We start from the raw sequence: 14,756 nt of genomic DNA, 5'->3' as shown, positions 1-14,756 counted from the left end.
TTCCGGTTTTCGTCAGAGCCCGCGCCTGTCGCGGGCTCTGATGAAACAAAGTTTATCTACAACGCCGGGCTTCCCCGGCGTTGTCATGTGTCACCCGTGGGGCTTGTCCTCCTCCCCACCCAGCGTGAAGTAGAAGGTGGCGCCCTTTTCCTGTTCCGCTTCGGCCCAGATTCTGCCACCGTGACGGCGGATGATCCTGTCCACCGTGGCAAGGCCGACGCCGGTGCCGCCGAACTCCCCCTCGCTGTGGAGCCGCTGGAAGGGCTCGAACAGCTTGCCCGCGTATCTCATGTCGAAGCCCGTCCCGTTATCCTTCACGTAATAGACCGGGGTATCCCCATCATGAATCACGCCGAGCTCGATGGCGGCATCCGGATTCCTGGCCGTGTACTTCCAGGCATTTTCCAGCAGGTTCCGGAGCGCCGACCTGATGAGGTCCGGGTCGGCGCAGCACTCCAACCGGCCGGGGAGGGCGACCGACACGCGGCGCTCCGGCTCAGCGTTTTTCAGTTCTTTGAGAATCTCTTCGGCCAGTGCCGCCAGATCGACCGGTCTGCAGCGCAGGGCATCCCGGGACATTTGGGAGAGGTTAAGCAGCGCGTCGATCAATTCCCCCATCCGGGCTCCCGCCGCATGGATTCGACCCAGGATTCCCACTCCTTCCTCATCGAGCTTGTCACCCTGTTCATCGAGCAGGATCTGGGCATAGGAGGCGATGTGACGGAGAGGAGCCCGCAGGTCGTGGGAGACCGAGTAGCTGAACGAGCTCAGCTCCCGGTTGGCGTTCTCCAGTTGGGCGGTCCGCTCGGCGACCCGTAATTCCAACTGGTCGTTCAGGATGCGGATTTCCGTGCGTGCCTGCTCCAGTTCGGTAACCTTCATGGTGAGTTCCCGGTTGGTGCGTTCCAGTTCCATCGTCCTTTCCGCCACCAGGCGACGCAGCAGCGCCGGTTGACGCTGGGTGGAAAAGAAGAGGACCCCCACCAGCAGCGAGACCGTTACAGCCAGCCCGTAGCCGGGAAAATAGAGAGGAGAGCACGGCCAGCCACCTTGGGGCGCCACCGCCAGGATCCATTGGCCGTTGGGCACCTCTATCGCATGGGTGACGGGTTTGGGGAGAGGGGTGGTTGTGGAGCGGGCAATGATCTGGCGCGTTCCCGTTTCGGGGTGGGTACGGAAGATTTCATAATCGTAACCGCTTTGGGGCAGGCTTCTCAGGTTGGTTGCCGGCAGAAAGTCTTCGAGCCGCAGGACCGCAACGGTGAACCCCCAGAAGCGTTCCGGTCCCCCTTCTTCTTCCAGGAAGACCGGCAGCCGGCCCACCAGGGCCATTCCCCCTTGTCTGAGCTCCAGGGGGCCGGCCAGGGTGAGTGAGCGGCTTTCGATGGCGTGCAGGGCTTCAGTCCGCTGGGCCGGGTCGTTCAGCAGGTTGAACCCGATGGCCTTCTCATTGCCGGCCAGAGGATAGACGGCCGAGACAACACCCTGGGGGGCAAGGTCCAGCGCGCTGATTCCGCCATACTGCTCCATCATGTCGGCAGCAAGGCGTTCGAAATTCTTGATGGAGCCGTAGGCCCGGAGAATGGAGGCCAGGACGTGGGTGGGAGAAAGGGAGCGTGAGAGTTGCCGGTCCAGGGAATGGGCGGTCCCGGCGGCCACTTCGGCGACGATGTGCCGCTGTTCCTGGCGATAGCGCTGCTCCATCAGGGTGACGATCGTTGCACTTACGCCAAAGACCAGCACCCCCACCACAATGGCCCGTACAAGCACGTTTACCTGCCTTGCATGCGTCGTGCCGTCTTTGATGTGATCATCCTGACTCATGTAAGACCCATCGCTTCCGTCCGGTTTGTACTGAAATGAATCCCGTCTGTGACCTCGTAACCACAAGTAAGACAGCACTCATTGATTATAGCCTAAAAAATAACTTTATTCGACGCCGAGTTCTGTTCGCCGGACAGATCCTTCGATGGACTATCTCAGGAGTGTGTCGTGGTACATACCTGTATGTCACACTATCGTGCCACGGCACACTTTACGGCGCTCGGCCACGGCAGGGCATGACGTTGCCGGCTGTCTGTCAACCATATTACGAATATGTATCAATTGTGAATCATTGATATTTTTTGGGGGGCGCCAGCTTTATATTTCGATACGGTAATTACTTTCCCGACGGCACGACACTTGTAATCTGATTGGCAGGAACTCGCACTGCATGATGTCATGATATCGGGGAGGGTGTCCAATGGGCAGGGAGGGCAGAGGTACACGACAGAGGAAGATAATGCGGTTGGTCAGCCAGCCGGGCTTGGATCCCAATGCTTCGTTCTCTTCGTTTGACCATGACGCCCGCCCGGTGCCTGCCACCTCGGCCGGCGACTCCCGGCCGGCGACAGATTCTCCGTCCGAATGGACCGTTCGCCAATACATACGCGAGAAAAAGGAGCAGCGGTTTCCCACTCCCAGGGGACAGCACTGCTGTTTTTCGGGTCTTGACGCCCTGTGCGGCATGAAGAGCGAAGTGCCGGAACGGCCGACGGTAGTTCTGATCATCGAGGATGACCGGCAGGTTCGCCTCCTTGCCAGGGATGTGCTTGAGGAAGCAGGGTTTGTGGTGGAAGAGGCATGTGACGGCCGGGAAGGCGTGGTCAAGTTCGGTCGGGTACGGCCCGACGTGGTGCTGCTCGACGTGATCCTTCCCTACATGAACGGCATGACCGTGTGCAGGGTCCTGCGGGAGATGCCCGGCGGCGAGCGGGTCCCTGTCGTAATGATGACGGCTCTGGGCGATTCGGATGCGGTTCGGGAGGCGTTCGACGCGGGAGCCACCTTTTTCGTCCCGAAACCGATCAACCTATCGACCCTCCCCGAACACCTCACCTACCTTGTCAGATCAAGCCGTGTCCTCCAGGAACTCCATGAAAGCGAAACGCAAAACCGGGCATTGCTGAACGCCATTCCGGACATGATGCTCCATATCTGCCGCGAGGGAACCATTCTCGATTTCCGCGCCGGCAACGGTTGTGCCTATGCGGCGTTCGGGGGAAATCTCCGCGGCAGGACCATTGCCGACCTTCTTCCCTGCGGTGCGGCGGCCCAGTTCATGGCTCAGGTCGGACACGCCCTTGCCACGGGAACCATGATGGTCTGTGAGTATGAGCTGGAGGGCCCCGGCGGTCTCAACACCCACGAGGCCAGGATCGTTGCCAACGGTACCGGCACGGTGCTTGCCATCGTACGCGACGTGACGGAGCGGCGGCAGTCGGAAGAGATGATCCGCTACCTGGCGCATCATGACAGCCTCACGGGTCTCCCCAACCGGATATTCTTCGGCGAAATGCTGGAACCCGTTCTTTCCCGCGCCCGGCGCGACGGCAAGCAGGTTGCCATTCTCTTTGTTGACCTGGACGACTTCAAGCTTATCAACGACACCCTCGGCCACGCCGCCGGTGACCACCTGCTGCGGGAAGCTGCCCAGCGCCTCAAAGGATGCGTCCGGAGCAGCGACTACGTCGCCAGCGGGGCGGAGAGCGGCCTGTGCGGCACTATTGCCCGCTTCGGCGGCGACGAGTTCATCCTTTCATTGGGAAACCTGGACTCAGTTGACGATGTGGTGGCGGTGACGCAGCGGATTATCAACGAGTTTTCCCGGGAGTTCCGGATTGATGGTCATGAGATCTTCGTATCGGTGAGCATCGGCATCTCCATGTATCCCGACGACGCCGAAGATACCGGTTCCCTGGTCAGAAACGCCGACATGGCCATGTTCGCCGCAAAGGAGGAGGGAGGGCCGTCATTCCGCTTCTTTACCCGGGGCATGAACGAAGCCGCCCAGCAGCGTCTCTCCATAGAACTCAGCCTGCGCAAAGCGTTGGAACGGGGAGAGATCTTCATCCACTATCAGCCGAAAGTAGACCTGTCCTGCGGGGAGATAACCGGTTTTGAGGCCCTCGCCCGCTGGCACCATCCGGAGCTCGGACTGATCCCCCCCGATACGTTCATTCCCCTGGCGGAAAAGAACGGCCTGATCGTCCGGATCGGCGAGTGGGTGCTGAGAACCGCCTGTGCCCAGGCCAGGACATGGATCGACGAAGGCTTCTCCGATTTGTGCATGGCCATCAACCTGTCGAGCCACCAGTTCACCAGCGGCAACCTCACCTCTATGGTGAAAGAGGTGCTTGACGAGACGGAACTGCCTCCCTCCTGTCTTGAGTTCGAAATCACCGAGGGAATCCTCATGGAGCGGACCGAGAAGACCATGCGGACTCTTTCCGAGCTGCGGGGCATGGGAGTCAGGATATCCATCGACGATTTCGGCACCGGCTACTCGTCGCTGGGGTATCTCAAGCGCTTCCCCGTGAACACGGTCAAGATCGACCGTTCGTTCGTGCGGGAAATCGATTCGCCCCACGAGGATGCGGCGATCATCAAGGCCATCATTGCCGTCGCGCGCAACCTGAATCTCCAGGTGGTGGCCGAAGGGGTCGAAAGCCATCGTCAGACTGAATTCCTCCTTGCCCATGGCTGTAACGAGGCTCAGGGGTTCCTCTTCGGCAAGCCGGTGCACCCCGATGAGGCGAGCCTGATGCTCCGGGCCGGGAGATGGTGCGGCGCGCCCGCTCGTGCCGTGGCGCGGGGAAGGTAAGAGGGCGCACCGGCTGAACTGCCGAACATTATGAAGGGGAGGGGAGTGATGGGGCTGCGGAAGACGCAGCCCCTTTTTTGCGTCGAACCTCCCGATTTGACAAAAAAATGATTCCGAGTCGTTGAGAGGTTGAAAAAAATCTAAATTCATCGATACTTATGACCGATACGGTAAAGTATGATCACTCACGTGCGGATGAAACATGTTATGGATGAATGTGCTCTGGAAAATGCACCTCCTCTGATCCTCCTGGTGGACGATGATGCGGTGACCCGCAAGATGCTGCGCAACCTCTTCACTCTTTCGGGATACCGCGTGGCCGACGCGGAAGACGGCGCCAGGGCGGTTGAGATGTTTGGCGAACTTTCACCGGATCTGGTCCTTCTCGATATCATGATGCCGGTCATGGACGGGTATGGTGCCTGTGAGGCGATTCGCGGCCTGCCGGGCGGCGAGCATGTCCCGATCATCATCATGACTGCCCTGGACGATGTTAACTCAATCGGCCGCGCCTTTGACGCCGGTGCCACCGATTTCATCGAGAAGCCCGTGAACTGGATGCTTCTCAACCACCGCCTTCCCTATCTGTTGCGGGCGCGGGACGCCTTTGTCTCCCTCCAGCGCAGCGAGGCCACCAGCCGTCTGCTTTCGGGCGAGCTGATGGCGCTCCTGAACTCCATCAACGACAGCCTTGTCCTCTTCTCCACCGATCTGAAACTGCTCTGGGCCAACCGGAGCGCCGAGCACCTCTACGGCGATTACGTCGAGCAGCTCGTGGGCCAGGAGTTTATTTCCCTCAAGGGGGGGCGGGGTATCCCGTCCGATGTCTTTACCGTACGCGCGTCGCTCGGCTCGGGCGAGCCCTGCTACGAGCGTGTATCAGCCGCCGACGGCAGGATCTGGGACATGAAGTATTTCCCCGTGCGCGGGGAAGACGGCACCGTGCGCGGCATCATTGAGCTCGCCTCTGACATGACGGAGATGGTTTCCCTCCAGGCGGAGGCTCTCCGGTCGGGACAACTGGCTGCTCTGGGCGAACTGGCGGCCGGCGTGGCCCACGAGATCAACAATCCCATCAACGGCATCATCAACTATGCGCAACTGCTGGTGAACTGGCTGCCGTCCGCCTGCAAGGAGCGCGACATCGCCGAACGGATCATCCGGGAAGGAGATCGGGTGGCGGGAATCGTCCGGGGGCTTCTCTTCTTTGCCCGGGAGGGCATGGGGGCGCGCCTGCCCTGCAATGTCGCCGATGTCCTGACCGACACGCTCACCCTCACCGAAGCCCAGATCCGCAAGGACGGCATTACCCTCAAGGTCGGGGTGCCGACGGACCTGGGCCGAGTGAGAGCCAGCCACCAGCAGCTCCAGCAGGTCTTCCTCAACATTATCAGCAACGCCCGCTATGCACTCAACGAGAAGTTCCGCGGTTTCCATTCCGCCAAGATCCTGGAGATCCGGGGCGAGCGCGTGCTCATCAATGGCCGGCCGTACATCCGGATCGGCTTCAACGATACCGGTACCGGTATCCCGGAAGCCATCAAGGACAAGGTGATGACGCCGTTTTTTTCGACCAAGCCCACCTGCAAGGGGACCGGCCTGGGGCTCAGCATCAGCCAGAACATCATCCGCGACCATGACGGCAACCTCTCCATCGAGAGCCGCGAGGGGGAATTCACCCTGGTGAGCATCGACCTTCCCACCGAGGAGACGCCATGACATACAGCATTCTCGTGGTAGACGACGAGGAGAGCCTTCGCTACACCTTCCGCTGCTTCCTGGAGCATCAGGGCTACGAGGTGGCGATTGCGTCGAGCTACGAAGAGGCCCTGGCGGCTCTGCCCGCCGGGTTCGATCTCGTTTTTGCCGATATCGTCCTCGGCGGCTGGACCGGCGTCGATCTGCTGCGCGAGGCGCGCTTGCGCGGTTTCGACGTTCCCTTCGTCATGGTGACCGGCTACCCCCACATCGATACCGCCTCTGAAGCGCTCAGGCTCGGCGCTTACGACTACATTCCCAAGCCGGTGAAGCAGGAGACCATTGTCCGGGTTGCACGCATGGCGATCCGCCACCACCTGGTTTCCAAGGAAAAAGACCAGTACCGCTCCAACCTGGAGGCGATCTTCCGCAGCGTCAAGGATGCCATCGTCACTGTCGACCGGGGGATGCGGCTTATCGCCTGCAACACTGCCGCCACCACGCTTTGCGGCATCACGAAGGACAAGGTCGAGGCTCAGGAGCTCTTCTGCCCCGAAGATTGCCAGCACCAGTGCCTGAAGCTTCTGGAAGAGACCCTCGTCAAACGCCAGCCCATCGAAGGGCAACGATTCGTTTGCCGCAGGCAGGGACAGCCCGATCGCGTAATCGCCGCCGCAACCTCGCCCCTGCTGGATCAACTGGAAGGTTTCGACGGAGCCGTCCTCGTGGCCCGGGACGAAACCCGTCTCGACCATCTGGAGCGCCGGGCCTCGGGTCGCCGTTCCCATCTTTCGCTGGTTGGCGGCAGCGCGGCGATGCAGCGGCTCTATTCGCTGCTGGAGGCGCTGTCGGACGTAGATACCACCGTCCTCATCACCGGCGAGAGCGGAACCGGCAAGGAGCTGGCCGCGGATGCCCTCCACCGGGGTGGACGCCGTGCGGGCAAGCCCTTTGTGGCGGTCAACTGTGCCGCCCTTCCCGAAACTCTTTTGGAGAGCGAGCTTTTCGGCCATGTGAAAGGGGCGTTCACCGGCGCGCTCAGGGACAAGGAGGGGCGCTTCCAGAAGGCTGATGGTGGAACGATTTTCCTGGACGAGATCGGGGACATATCCCCGGCCATGCAGCTGAGACTGCTGCGGGTGCTTCAGGAGAAAGTGTTCGAGCGGGTCGGCGATGCGACGCCCATCCGGGTCGACGTGCGGATCGTGGCGGCCACCAACCGCGACCTGGCGCAACTGGTACGCGAAGGGCGGTTCCGGGAAGATCTCTATTACCGTCTCAAAGTCGTGCACCTGGAACTTCCGCCGCTCCGGGAGCGCAAAGAGGATATCCCTTTGCTGGTGGAGCACTTTCTCGGGCGCCTGACCACCCGTTTCGAGAGAAACCCGCTCACCATCTCCCAGGAGGCGCTGGATACGCTGATGTCCCACCCCTGGCCCGGCAACGTGCGCGAACTTGAACACGTTCTCGAACATGCGGCGGTCATCTGCCGGGGGCACGTCATTCTGTCCGATCACCTGCCAGCCGACCTTGCTCCTGCCGTGCCGGCTTCCGCGACGCCGCGGACGGTCAGGGTAACGGATGAAGCAGCCCTGATCCGCGACGCCCTCGTCCGGGCCGGCGGCAACAAGACCAAGGCGGCAAAGCTGCTCGGCATGAGCCGCCGGACCATTTATCGCAAGCTTGATGAACACGGCATAGAATGAGCTGATAAGCCGGATCGCCGTCGCCTCCGAGTAGCAGAACGCCACCACCGACCAGATCACCATGAACCTCCGGCAGGTTTCGATCATAATCAAGGTGTCCTCCCGCGGCTCTGAGGAAACCGCCCGTGCGGCCCATGCCCTGCCGGCGTTCTCTGAAGAGTTCAGGAGCATCGTGGGGCGGTTTCGCCCGGTGGCCTGGCGGACAGGGTCAGTGGGGGGGCCGGCCTTCGTGGTGCAGATTAAGAAGGGAGAACTTGATGGTTGTATGGAAGGATGAGTATCTGATCGGGGTAGAGCAGGTGGATCGGCAGCACCGCGAACTCTTCTCCCGATTTCATAGGCTGATTGATGCCCTCACGGGGGGGACCGCAAGACACGAGTTGCTGGAAACAATCGCGTTTCTCGAATCATACGCCGAGAATCATTTCCGGGATGAGGAAGACTTGCAACGGGAATGCCACTATCCCGACGCCGGCTTCCATCGCATGGCCCACGAGACGTTCCGTCGGCAGCTCGACGGCATCAGGGTATCGCTCGCGGAGCAGGGGGTAACCAACCTGCTGGTGATCGAAACCGGACGGACCCTGTTTCAGTGGCTCGTGGACCATGTCTGCGGCATGGACAGGGAGTTCGCATCTTATCTTCAACAGAGGGTGAAGTAAAAGGTAGCCCCCTGTCCCACCGCTCCTTCCGCCCAGACCTTGCCGCCGTGGCGCTGGATGATCCGCGCCACCGTGGCGAGGCCGATGCCGTGCCCTTCGAAATCGTCGGTGTGATGGAGCCTCTGGAACGGCGCGAAGAGCCGTTCCGCCAGTTCCATGTCAAAGCCGGCCCCGTTGTCGCGAACAAAGTAGGTTGCGGCGCCGCTTCTGCCGGTCACGCCGAACTCGATGCGGGCATCAGCGCGCTTGCTGCTGTATTTCCATGCATTTCCCACCAGGTTGTCGAGTACGATGTGGAGCAGCCCCGCGTCCCCCCGGGCCGTTATTCCCTCGGTCAGATGGAAGCTGACCCTGCGCTCCGGCTCGCCCATTCTCAGGGTTTCTGATATCTGCCGGGCCATGGCGCTCAGGTCTACCGTTTCGGGCTTCATCGCACAGCGCGAGATCCGGGAGAACTTGAGCAGGGTCCCGATGAGATGGTCCATGTTGCGCGTTTCGTCGTAAATGCAGCGGACGAAATCGCGGCATTGGTCTTCCAGTTGACCGCCGTACAACTCCAGAATGAGCTGGGAGAACCCGTTGATGTTGGTGAGGGGGCGGCGCAGGTCGTGGGATACCGAGTAGTTGAACGCCTCCAGTTCCTCGTTGGCGGCCTCCAGTTCGCGGTTTACCGCTTCCAGTTGCTCGACGCTCGCCTCCAGTTCGCAGTTGGTTTCCTCCAGCACCTCCGCCCGGGCCTCCAATTCCTTGTTGAGGATGACGACCTGCTGCTCGGCCCGCTTGCGGGCGGTAATGTTTCGGACAAGGCTCAGCAGGCACTGCTCGCCGTTCAGTTCGATAATGACGCCCGAGTAAAGTCCGATGATCGTTTCACCGTTCCTGTTGCGGAACACGATTTCCCGGTTGTGGACCGAGCCCTGCCCGGTAACCTCGCGCAGCACATCTTCGCGCTCGGCTTTGTCAATCCAGATGCCGAGATCGTACGATGTGCGGCCGAGCACCTCTTCCTTCCGCCAGCCAAGGGCCTTTTCGAACGCCCCGTTCACCTCCAGATACCGTCCGTCGGCAAGGGATGCGATGATCATGATGGTGGGCGCGGTGTTGAAGGCCTTGGCAAAGCGTTCCTCCGAAGCGCGGAGTTCGGCTTCGGCCCGCTTGCGGGTGGTGATGTCCTGGAAAAAGACCGAGAGTCCGTCCCGCGAGGGGTAGGCGTGAACTTCGAACCAGCGGGCGAGGGGAGGGTAGTACTCCTCAAACGTGGCGGTCGTTCCGCTTGCCACGGCGCGACGGTACTCGACGTCAAACTTTGTACCCACGGCGGCGGCGAATTCCTCCCAGATACTCTTTCCCAGCAGCTCTTTTCGGGTGCGCCCGAGCAACCGCTCCGCCTCCCCGTTCAGGTAGGTGAAGCGCCATGAGTGATCCAGTGAAAAGAATGCATCGGTAATGCTTTCGAGGATGGTGGAGATGCGCTGGTGGGACTCCCGCACGGCCTCTTCCCGCTCTGCCAGCTCCCGGAACAGGATGTCGTAGGGGCGGGTCAGGGCCGTCTCGACCAGCCCCCGGTAGATGAGCAGCACGGCCGCCGCCTTGAACATGTGGCCGACCAGATTGCTCAGGCCGTAGACGTCGATGTAGAAGGTGAAGGCCAGTTCGGCGCCCACCATGAGAGTAATGGCTCCCGACAGATAATTGGCGACCCGGCGGTCGAACGCCCTGCGCTTGACCCTCAGCAGGACCAGGGCCGCCACGAATGTTGCGGAGATGATATATTCGCTGACCCTTTTGAAGGGTGTGAGGCCGACCCCCTCCACGAAGCAGACGGGAAAGATCTGCCAGACGAAGATGGCGGCGAGCGTCAGCGAGGTGACTGCCAGGTATGCGGTCAGCAGGGTGCGCGGCAGGAGTCGGCGGCCGATGAAGAAAGGGGCCAGGAGGAACGAGACGCTCTGCAGGTAGCGCCCGGCTATCCAGAGTTGGGTGGGGAGGTTGGCATCGAAGCCGGGGAAGAGCCCCATGCCCTTGTAGGCGAGGGTGTGCAGCAGGTCGATGCCGCCGACGCAGAGGTGAGCGATGCCGATGACCAGCAGGTACCCGTTGGCGGCAAAGCGGCGCGAGTTCCAGGCGATGACGAAGATCCCGCCCGACACGACAACAGAGAAAAACTCAACCAGGACGTGGAACAGCACGAAGCTGTAAAAGCTCGTCAGGTAGAGCGCGACGAGGATTCCGGTTCCTGTGGCGAGGAGCGGTACGGTTTCGGACGAGTTCCTGTTCTCGGGCATGGAGATACCTGCTCCTGCTAGATGTTTTGTGACAAAAGCGTTCGCGAGGCGATGCGGAACTGAGTATACCGGCTCAATGCCGTGCTGCGCAAGCCAGGAAATTCATGAGGAAGCATAACACGCCGTCGCGGGACTCAGTCGCTCTCCTCCGCAGTTCACGGTTGCGCGGGCGCGGCGCGGGGGGTATTCTTAGAGCTTGTTTGCAGGCAACGGGCCGCCAAGGGGCTGCCGGCGTGTCGCCAGCCCCCGCACGCCGGCACCGGTTGCGGATACACCCGCTTCGACAATCTCCGGAGGCCCCATGCGGTATCCCGATACGGTCAATCTTCCCTTTAACGCAGCGGTACTCGGCGACAGCTTCGAAATGCTCCATCCCGGCATCACCGATGATGGCGCGCCGGGCATCTGGGCCATTCTGCGCGGCGGTTCGCTGGTTGCGGCCGTCCAGGCCGACCGATTGGTACTCCCCCGCGGGACGTTGCCGGATGGGATTGTTGCCGAGTCCGAGCCTGTCCTTATTGCCCGCTGGCAGGGGCTGCCGGTCAGAGCCATCCGCATCGGCTCCCGGGCCGAGCTGCCGCCGCATCTGGCTGCTGAGCCGTTCAACGCAGGCGACGAGCGTCTGGATGACACAACCCTCACCTTGGGCGGCATTGCCCAGCAGGTCCTGCACTGGGATCGCTCCAGCGCCCGCTGCCCGCGGTGCGGCGGCGCCACGGAGCGTCTTGCCGGCGGATGGGGCAAACACTGCCCCTCGTGCCGGACCGAGCATTTTCCCCACATCCATCCCTGCGCCATCATCCTCGTCAGGAGGGGCGACGAGTTTCTCCTGGTTCGCAAGCCCGAATGGGCGCCCGGGCGCTACAGCCTCGTGGCCGGTTTTCTCGATTTCGGCGAGTCGCTGGAGGAGTGCGCCCGCCGTGAGGTGCGGGAAGAGGCCGGGGTTGAGATTACCGACATCCGCTATGTGGGGAGCCAGTGCTGGCCGTTTCCGAGCCAGCTCATGGCGGGGTTCGTGGCTGAATACACCGGCGGCGAGATCCGGGTCGATCCCGATGAAATCGAGGACGGCCGCTGGTTCAGCGCGGACCGGATGCCCGGTTCGCTCCCCCATCACCGCAGCATTGCCCGGTGGATCATCGAGCGCTTCGCACTCGGGGACCGGGAAACGCCATGAAAGGCCGGAACCCGGTAATCGGGATTCGGAAAAGCGTACCAGCACCGTAAGGGAGGTTCACCGTGTCATTTGTTTCCGCTCTCTGCCGCCTTGCCGTCGCCCTGTGGGTCGGCGGCGCCGCCCTGTTCACCTTTATCCTGACCCCGATCATCTTCCGTTCCGAGAGCCGCGACGCGGCCGGGCGCATCGTCGGCTATCTCTTCCCGGGCTACTTTCGCTGGGGGCTCGCCTGCGGCGCCGTGGCCCTGGTGGCGCTCCTGGTCGTCAGGGGGAAGAACTGGATTCCGGCCGCGGCCCTGATGGTGGTGATGCTTGCCGTCACGGCGTTCCAGGCGTTCCACATCGAGCCGAAGGCCGCGGAGCTCAAGCGTCAGATCCCCTCTTTCGAAACCACCACCAAGGATCATCCTCTCAGGCGCGAGTTTTCGAAGCTTCACGGGATTTCGGCAGCGTGCAACCTGTCGGTGATTGCCGGCGGGGTGGTGTTGGTTATCCTGCTCTAGGGTGAAGAACGCCATGGAGATACCCTGTCACCCCGACTCCCGCCCCCTTGCCCTGGCGGACAAGCCGCTGCTGGACGCTCTGTTCACCGAGCTTCAGCCCCGCGTGTCCGAACTGACGTTCGCCAATCTCTACCTGTTCCGCGGGATTCACGACTACCGCCTCACCCGGCTGGGAGACGCGCTGGTGGTGCTTGGCCGGGGCTACGGCGGCGAGGCGTACGCCCTGCCGCCCCTCTCGGGCGACGTAAAGGGGGCGCTCCGCGCGCTTCTGGCGGGCGGCTTCACCATCTACGGGGCCGATGACGCCTTTCTGGAACGCCATGGGGCGGATGCAGCCATCATGGTCGAAGAAGACCGTGATGGCTTCGACTACCTCTACCTCCGATCGGATCTGGCCGATCTCCCCGGCAACCGCTTCCACAAGAAGAAGAACCGGATCAACTATTTTGCCGCGCGTCACCCCTTCGAGGTGCGGGTGTTCGGGCCGGACCACCGGCAGGGATGCCTGGCGCTGCTCGACGAGTGGCGCCGGGTGCGCGATGCCGCCGGCAGCATGTCGCTCGACCCGGAAACGGCCGCTGCCGCCGAAGCGGTGACTCTGTCCGCCGAATTGGGGCTTGAAGGGGTGGTGATTGCCGTGGAGGGGAGGGTGGGTGCCTTTGCCTTGGGAGAACGGCTCAACCGGGAGACCGCCGTCTGTCACTTCGAAAAATCCGATCCCTTCATGGAAGGGATTTCCCAACTGGTGAACCGGGAGTTCTGTCGCCTCTTCACCGACTGCACCTTCGTGAACCGCGAGCAGGATCTGGGCGAGCCGGGCTTGCGCACTGCCAAGCTCTCCTACCACCCGGTGGAACTGGTTCGCAAATTCCGGTTGCGGAAACCCCCGGCGCCATGAACGATCAGGTGCGCCTCCACTACGAAACCTGGGTCTACCCCCGCTATCCGCTCGCTGCATCGGTGAGGCGGAGCGACACCTATGCCCTGAACCTCGACGCTCTCTACGCCCGCTTCAACGGCACGCTGCCGCCGGCCGCGGCCCGCCGTGTCCTCCTTGCCGGCTGCGGCAGCTTTTCCCCCTACCCCACGGCGGTGGCAAATCCCGGCGTACCGGTCACCGCCCTGGACCTCTCCGCCGCCAACCTCAGGCGGGCCCGGCTCCATGCCTGGATGCACGGCAGGTTCGGCATTTCCTTCGAACAGGGAGACCTGATGGACCCGGCCGCGGCCCAGGGGGAGTACGGCTTCATCGATTCCTTCGGCGTTATCCACCACTTGGCCGACCCCCTGGCGGGACTGCGGGCCCTGGAGCGACGGCTGGCGCCGGGGGGGATCCTCCGGCTCATGGTCTACAGCCGGGGCGCGCGACGGGGGGTGGAATCGGCCCGCCGGGCCCTGCGCCTGGCCGGCGTGCGGGACGTGGCGCGGCTCAAGGATCTTCTGCGCCGTTCGCCGCCCGGGTCGAGGCTCGGCCATGCCGTGGAGGCCTCGGGCGAAGGGGGAGGGGACGCGGGGCTTGCCGACGCCCTGCTTCATCCCCGCGCCCGCACCTTCAGCATTGACGGGCTCATGGCCATGGTGGGGGAGACCGGGCTGGTCCCGCTTCGTTTCGCCCACTCCCGCGCCCTTGCCGAGCCGGCAGCCGAGGTGGCGCGCCTGCGCGGGCTGGAGCAGGCCGGCGAACCGGTGCCCAACTTCGTCCTCTACCTGGGGCGCGAACCCCGGGGCGGCTGCGGCCTCGCCCCGGACGCGCTCCTGATGCTCAATCCGGCCCTCAGGCACGATGTGGGTGTTCTCCGTCTCGCGCCGCTGGCCGTACCTCCCCGTCTCGGCCACAAGAATCCCGTGCTCGGCTTTGCCGCCCGGCGGTTTTTACGGCGCTTCCGCACACCGGTGCCGGTGAGCGCGTTGACTCCGGGCGACCGGGAACGCGTTGATCCCTTCCTCGATGCGCTGTTCGTCATCCCGTTCCGGTAGCGGCTCCTTAACAGTTGACACGGACAGCGCGGGCAGGTATGTAATGGCTTTCAGGAGGGCCCCCGAGCCCATGGCAACGGGGCCGATTTACACGCCACAAGGA

11 protein-coding genes are annotated in these 14,756 nt (G+C 62.6%); 9 read left to right on the top strand and 2 right to left on the bottom strand.

All coding sequences use genetic code 11. The annotated features are described in order from the left end of the window. Window positions 1-90: 90 nt before the first annotated feature. Entirely contained in the window at window positions 91-1,824 is a 1,734-nt protein-coding gene (locus AABA48_RS09445; RefSeq protein WP_286350241.1) for an ATP-binding protein, read from the bottom strand. A 460-nt stretch (window positions 1,825-2,284) separates the two neighbouring features. Between AABA48_RS09445 and AABA48_RS09440 the strand changes: the two genes are divergently transcribed. From AABA48_RS09440 to AABA48_RS09420, 5 genes are all read left to right on the top strand, one after another. Beyond that, window positions 2,285-4,645, top strand: coding sequence for a putative bifunctional diguanylate cyclase/phosphodiesterase (locus AABA48_RS09440; protein WP_338270055.1), 2,361 nt, complete (start codon window positions 2,285-2,287; stop codon window positions 4,643-4,645). A 207-nt stretch (window positions 4,646-4,852) separates the two neighbouring features. Beyond that, window positions 4,853-6,364, top strand: coding sequence for an ATP-binding response regulator (locus AABA48_RS09435; protein ID WP_286350239.1), 1,512 nt, complete (start codon window positions 4,853-4,855; stop codon window positions 6,362-6,364). Beyond that, window positions 6,361-8,049 (top strand): sigma-54 dependent transcriptional regulator, encoded by a 1,689-nt coding sequence (locus tag AABA48_RS09430; protein WP_286350238.1) that lies wholly within the window; start codon window positions 6,361-6,363, stop codon window positions 8,047-8,049. The genes AABA48_RS09435 and AABA48_RS09430 overlap by 4 nt, the downstream gene beginning before the upstream one ends. A gap of 61 nt (window positions 8,050-8,110) precedes the next feature. Continuing rightward, window positions 8,111-8,326: a hypothetical protein gene (locus tag AABA48_RS09425; protein ID WP_286350237.1), complete on the top strand. Its 216-nt coding sequence runs from the start codon at window positions 8,111-8,113 to the stop codon at window positions 8,324-8,326. Further along, the gene (locus AABA48_RS09420; protein WP_286350236.1) at window positions 8,307-8,711 is read left to right on the top strand and encodes a hemerythrin family protein; all 405 of its coding nucleotides are present in this window, start codon (window positions 8,307-8,309) and stop codon (window positions 8,709-8,711) included. The genes AABA48_RS09425 and AABA48_RS09420 overlap by 20 nt, the downstream gene beginning before the upstream one ends. Here AABA48_RS09420 and AABA48_RS09415 read toward each other — a convergent pair. Beyond that, a complete protein-coding gene (locus AABA48_RS09415) occupies window positions 8,693-10,996 on the bottom strand; it encodes an MASE3 domain-containing protein (protein ID WP_286350235.1) in 2,304 nt (767 codons plus the stop codon). The two genes, AABA48_RS09420 and AABA48_RS09415, sit on opposite strands and share 19 nt — an antisense overlap. A gap of 301 nt (window positions 10,997-11,297) precedes the next feature. Between AABA48_RS09415 and nudC the strand changes: the two genes are divergently transcribed. The 4 genes from nudC to AABA48_RS09395 all read left to right on the top strand — a co-directional run bounded on the left by nudC (window position 11,298) and on the right by AABA48_RS09395 (window position 14,653). Next, complete coding sequence (gene nudC / locus AABA48_RS09410) at window positions 11,298-12,173, top strand: NAD(+) diphosphatase (RefSeq protein ID WP_286350234.1); 876 nt, start codon at window positions 11,298-11,300, stop codon at window positions 12,171-12,173. A 62-nt stretch (window positions 12,174-12,235) separates the two neighbouring features. Continuing rightward, window positions 12,236-12,676 carry a DUF4149 domain-containing protein gene (locus tag AABA48_RS09405; RefSeq protein ID WP_286350233.1) on the top strand — a complete coding sequence of 147 codons (441 nt, stop codon included), beginning with the start codon at window positions 12,236-12,238 and terminating at the stop codon, window positions 12,674-12,676. A 13-nt stretch (window positions 12,677-12,689) separates the two neighbouring features. Then, on the top strand, window positions 12,690-13,574 hold the full coding sequence (locus AABA48_RS09400; protein ID WP_286350232.1) for a DUF2156 domain-containing protein: 885 nt from the start codon (window positions 12,690-12,692) through the stop codon (window positions 13,572-13,574). Next, on the top strand, window positions 13,571-14,653 hold the full coding sequence (locus AABA48_RS09395) for a class I SAM-dependent methyltransferase (RefSeq protein WP_286350231.1): 1,083 nt from the start codon (window positions 13,571-13,573) through the stop codon (window positions 14,651-14,653). Before AABA48_RS09400 ends, AABA48_RS09395 begins: the two co-directional genes overlap by 4 nt. The last annotated feature ends 103 nt before the right edge of the window (window positions 14,654-14,756 follow it).

Origin of the sequence: Geobacter sp. 60473 (assembly GCF_036323535.1) — a bacterium.
Taxonomy (GTDB): Bacteria; Desulfobacterota; Desulfuromonadia; order Geobacterales; family Geobacteraceae; genus Geobacter; species Geobacter sulfurreducens.
The sequence above is the reverse complement of the archived record's forward strand: the minus strand, read 5'-3'. Positions and strand labels throughout refer to the sequence as shown.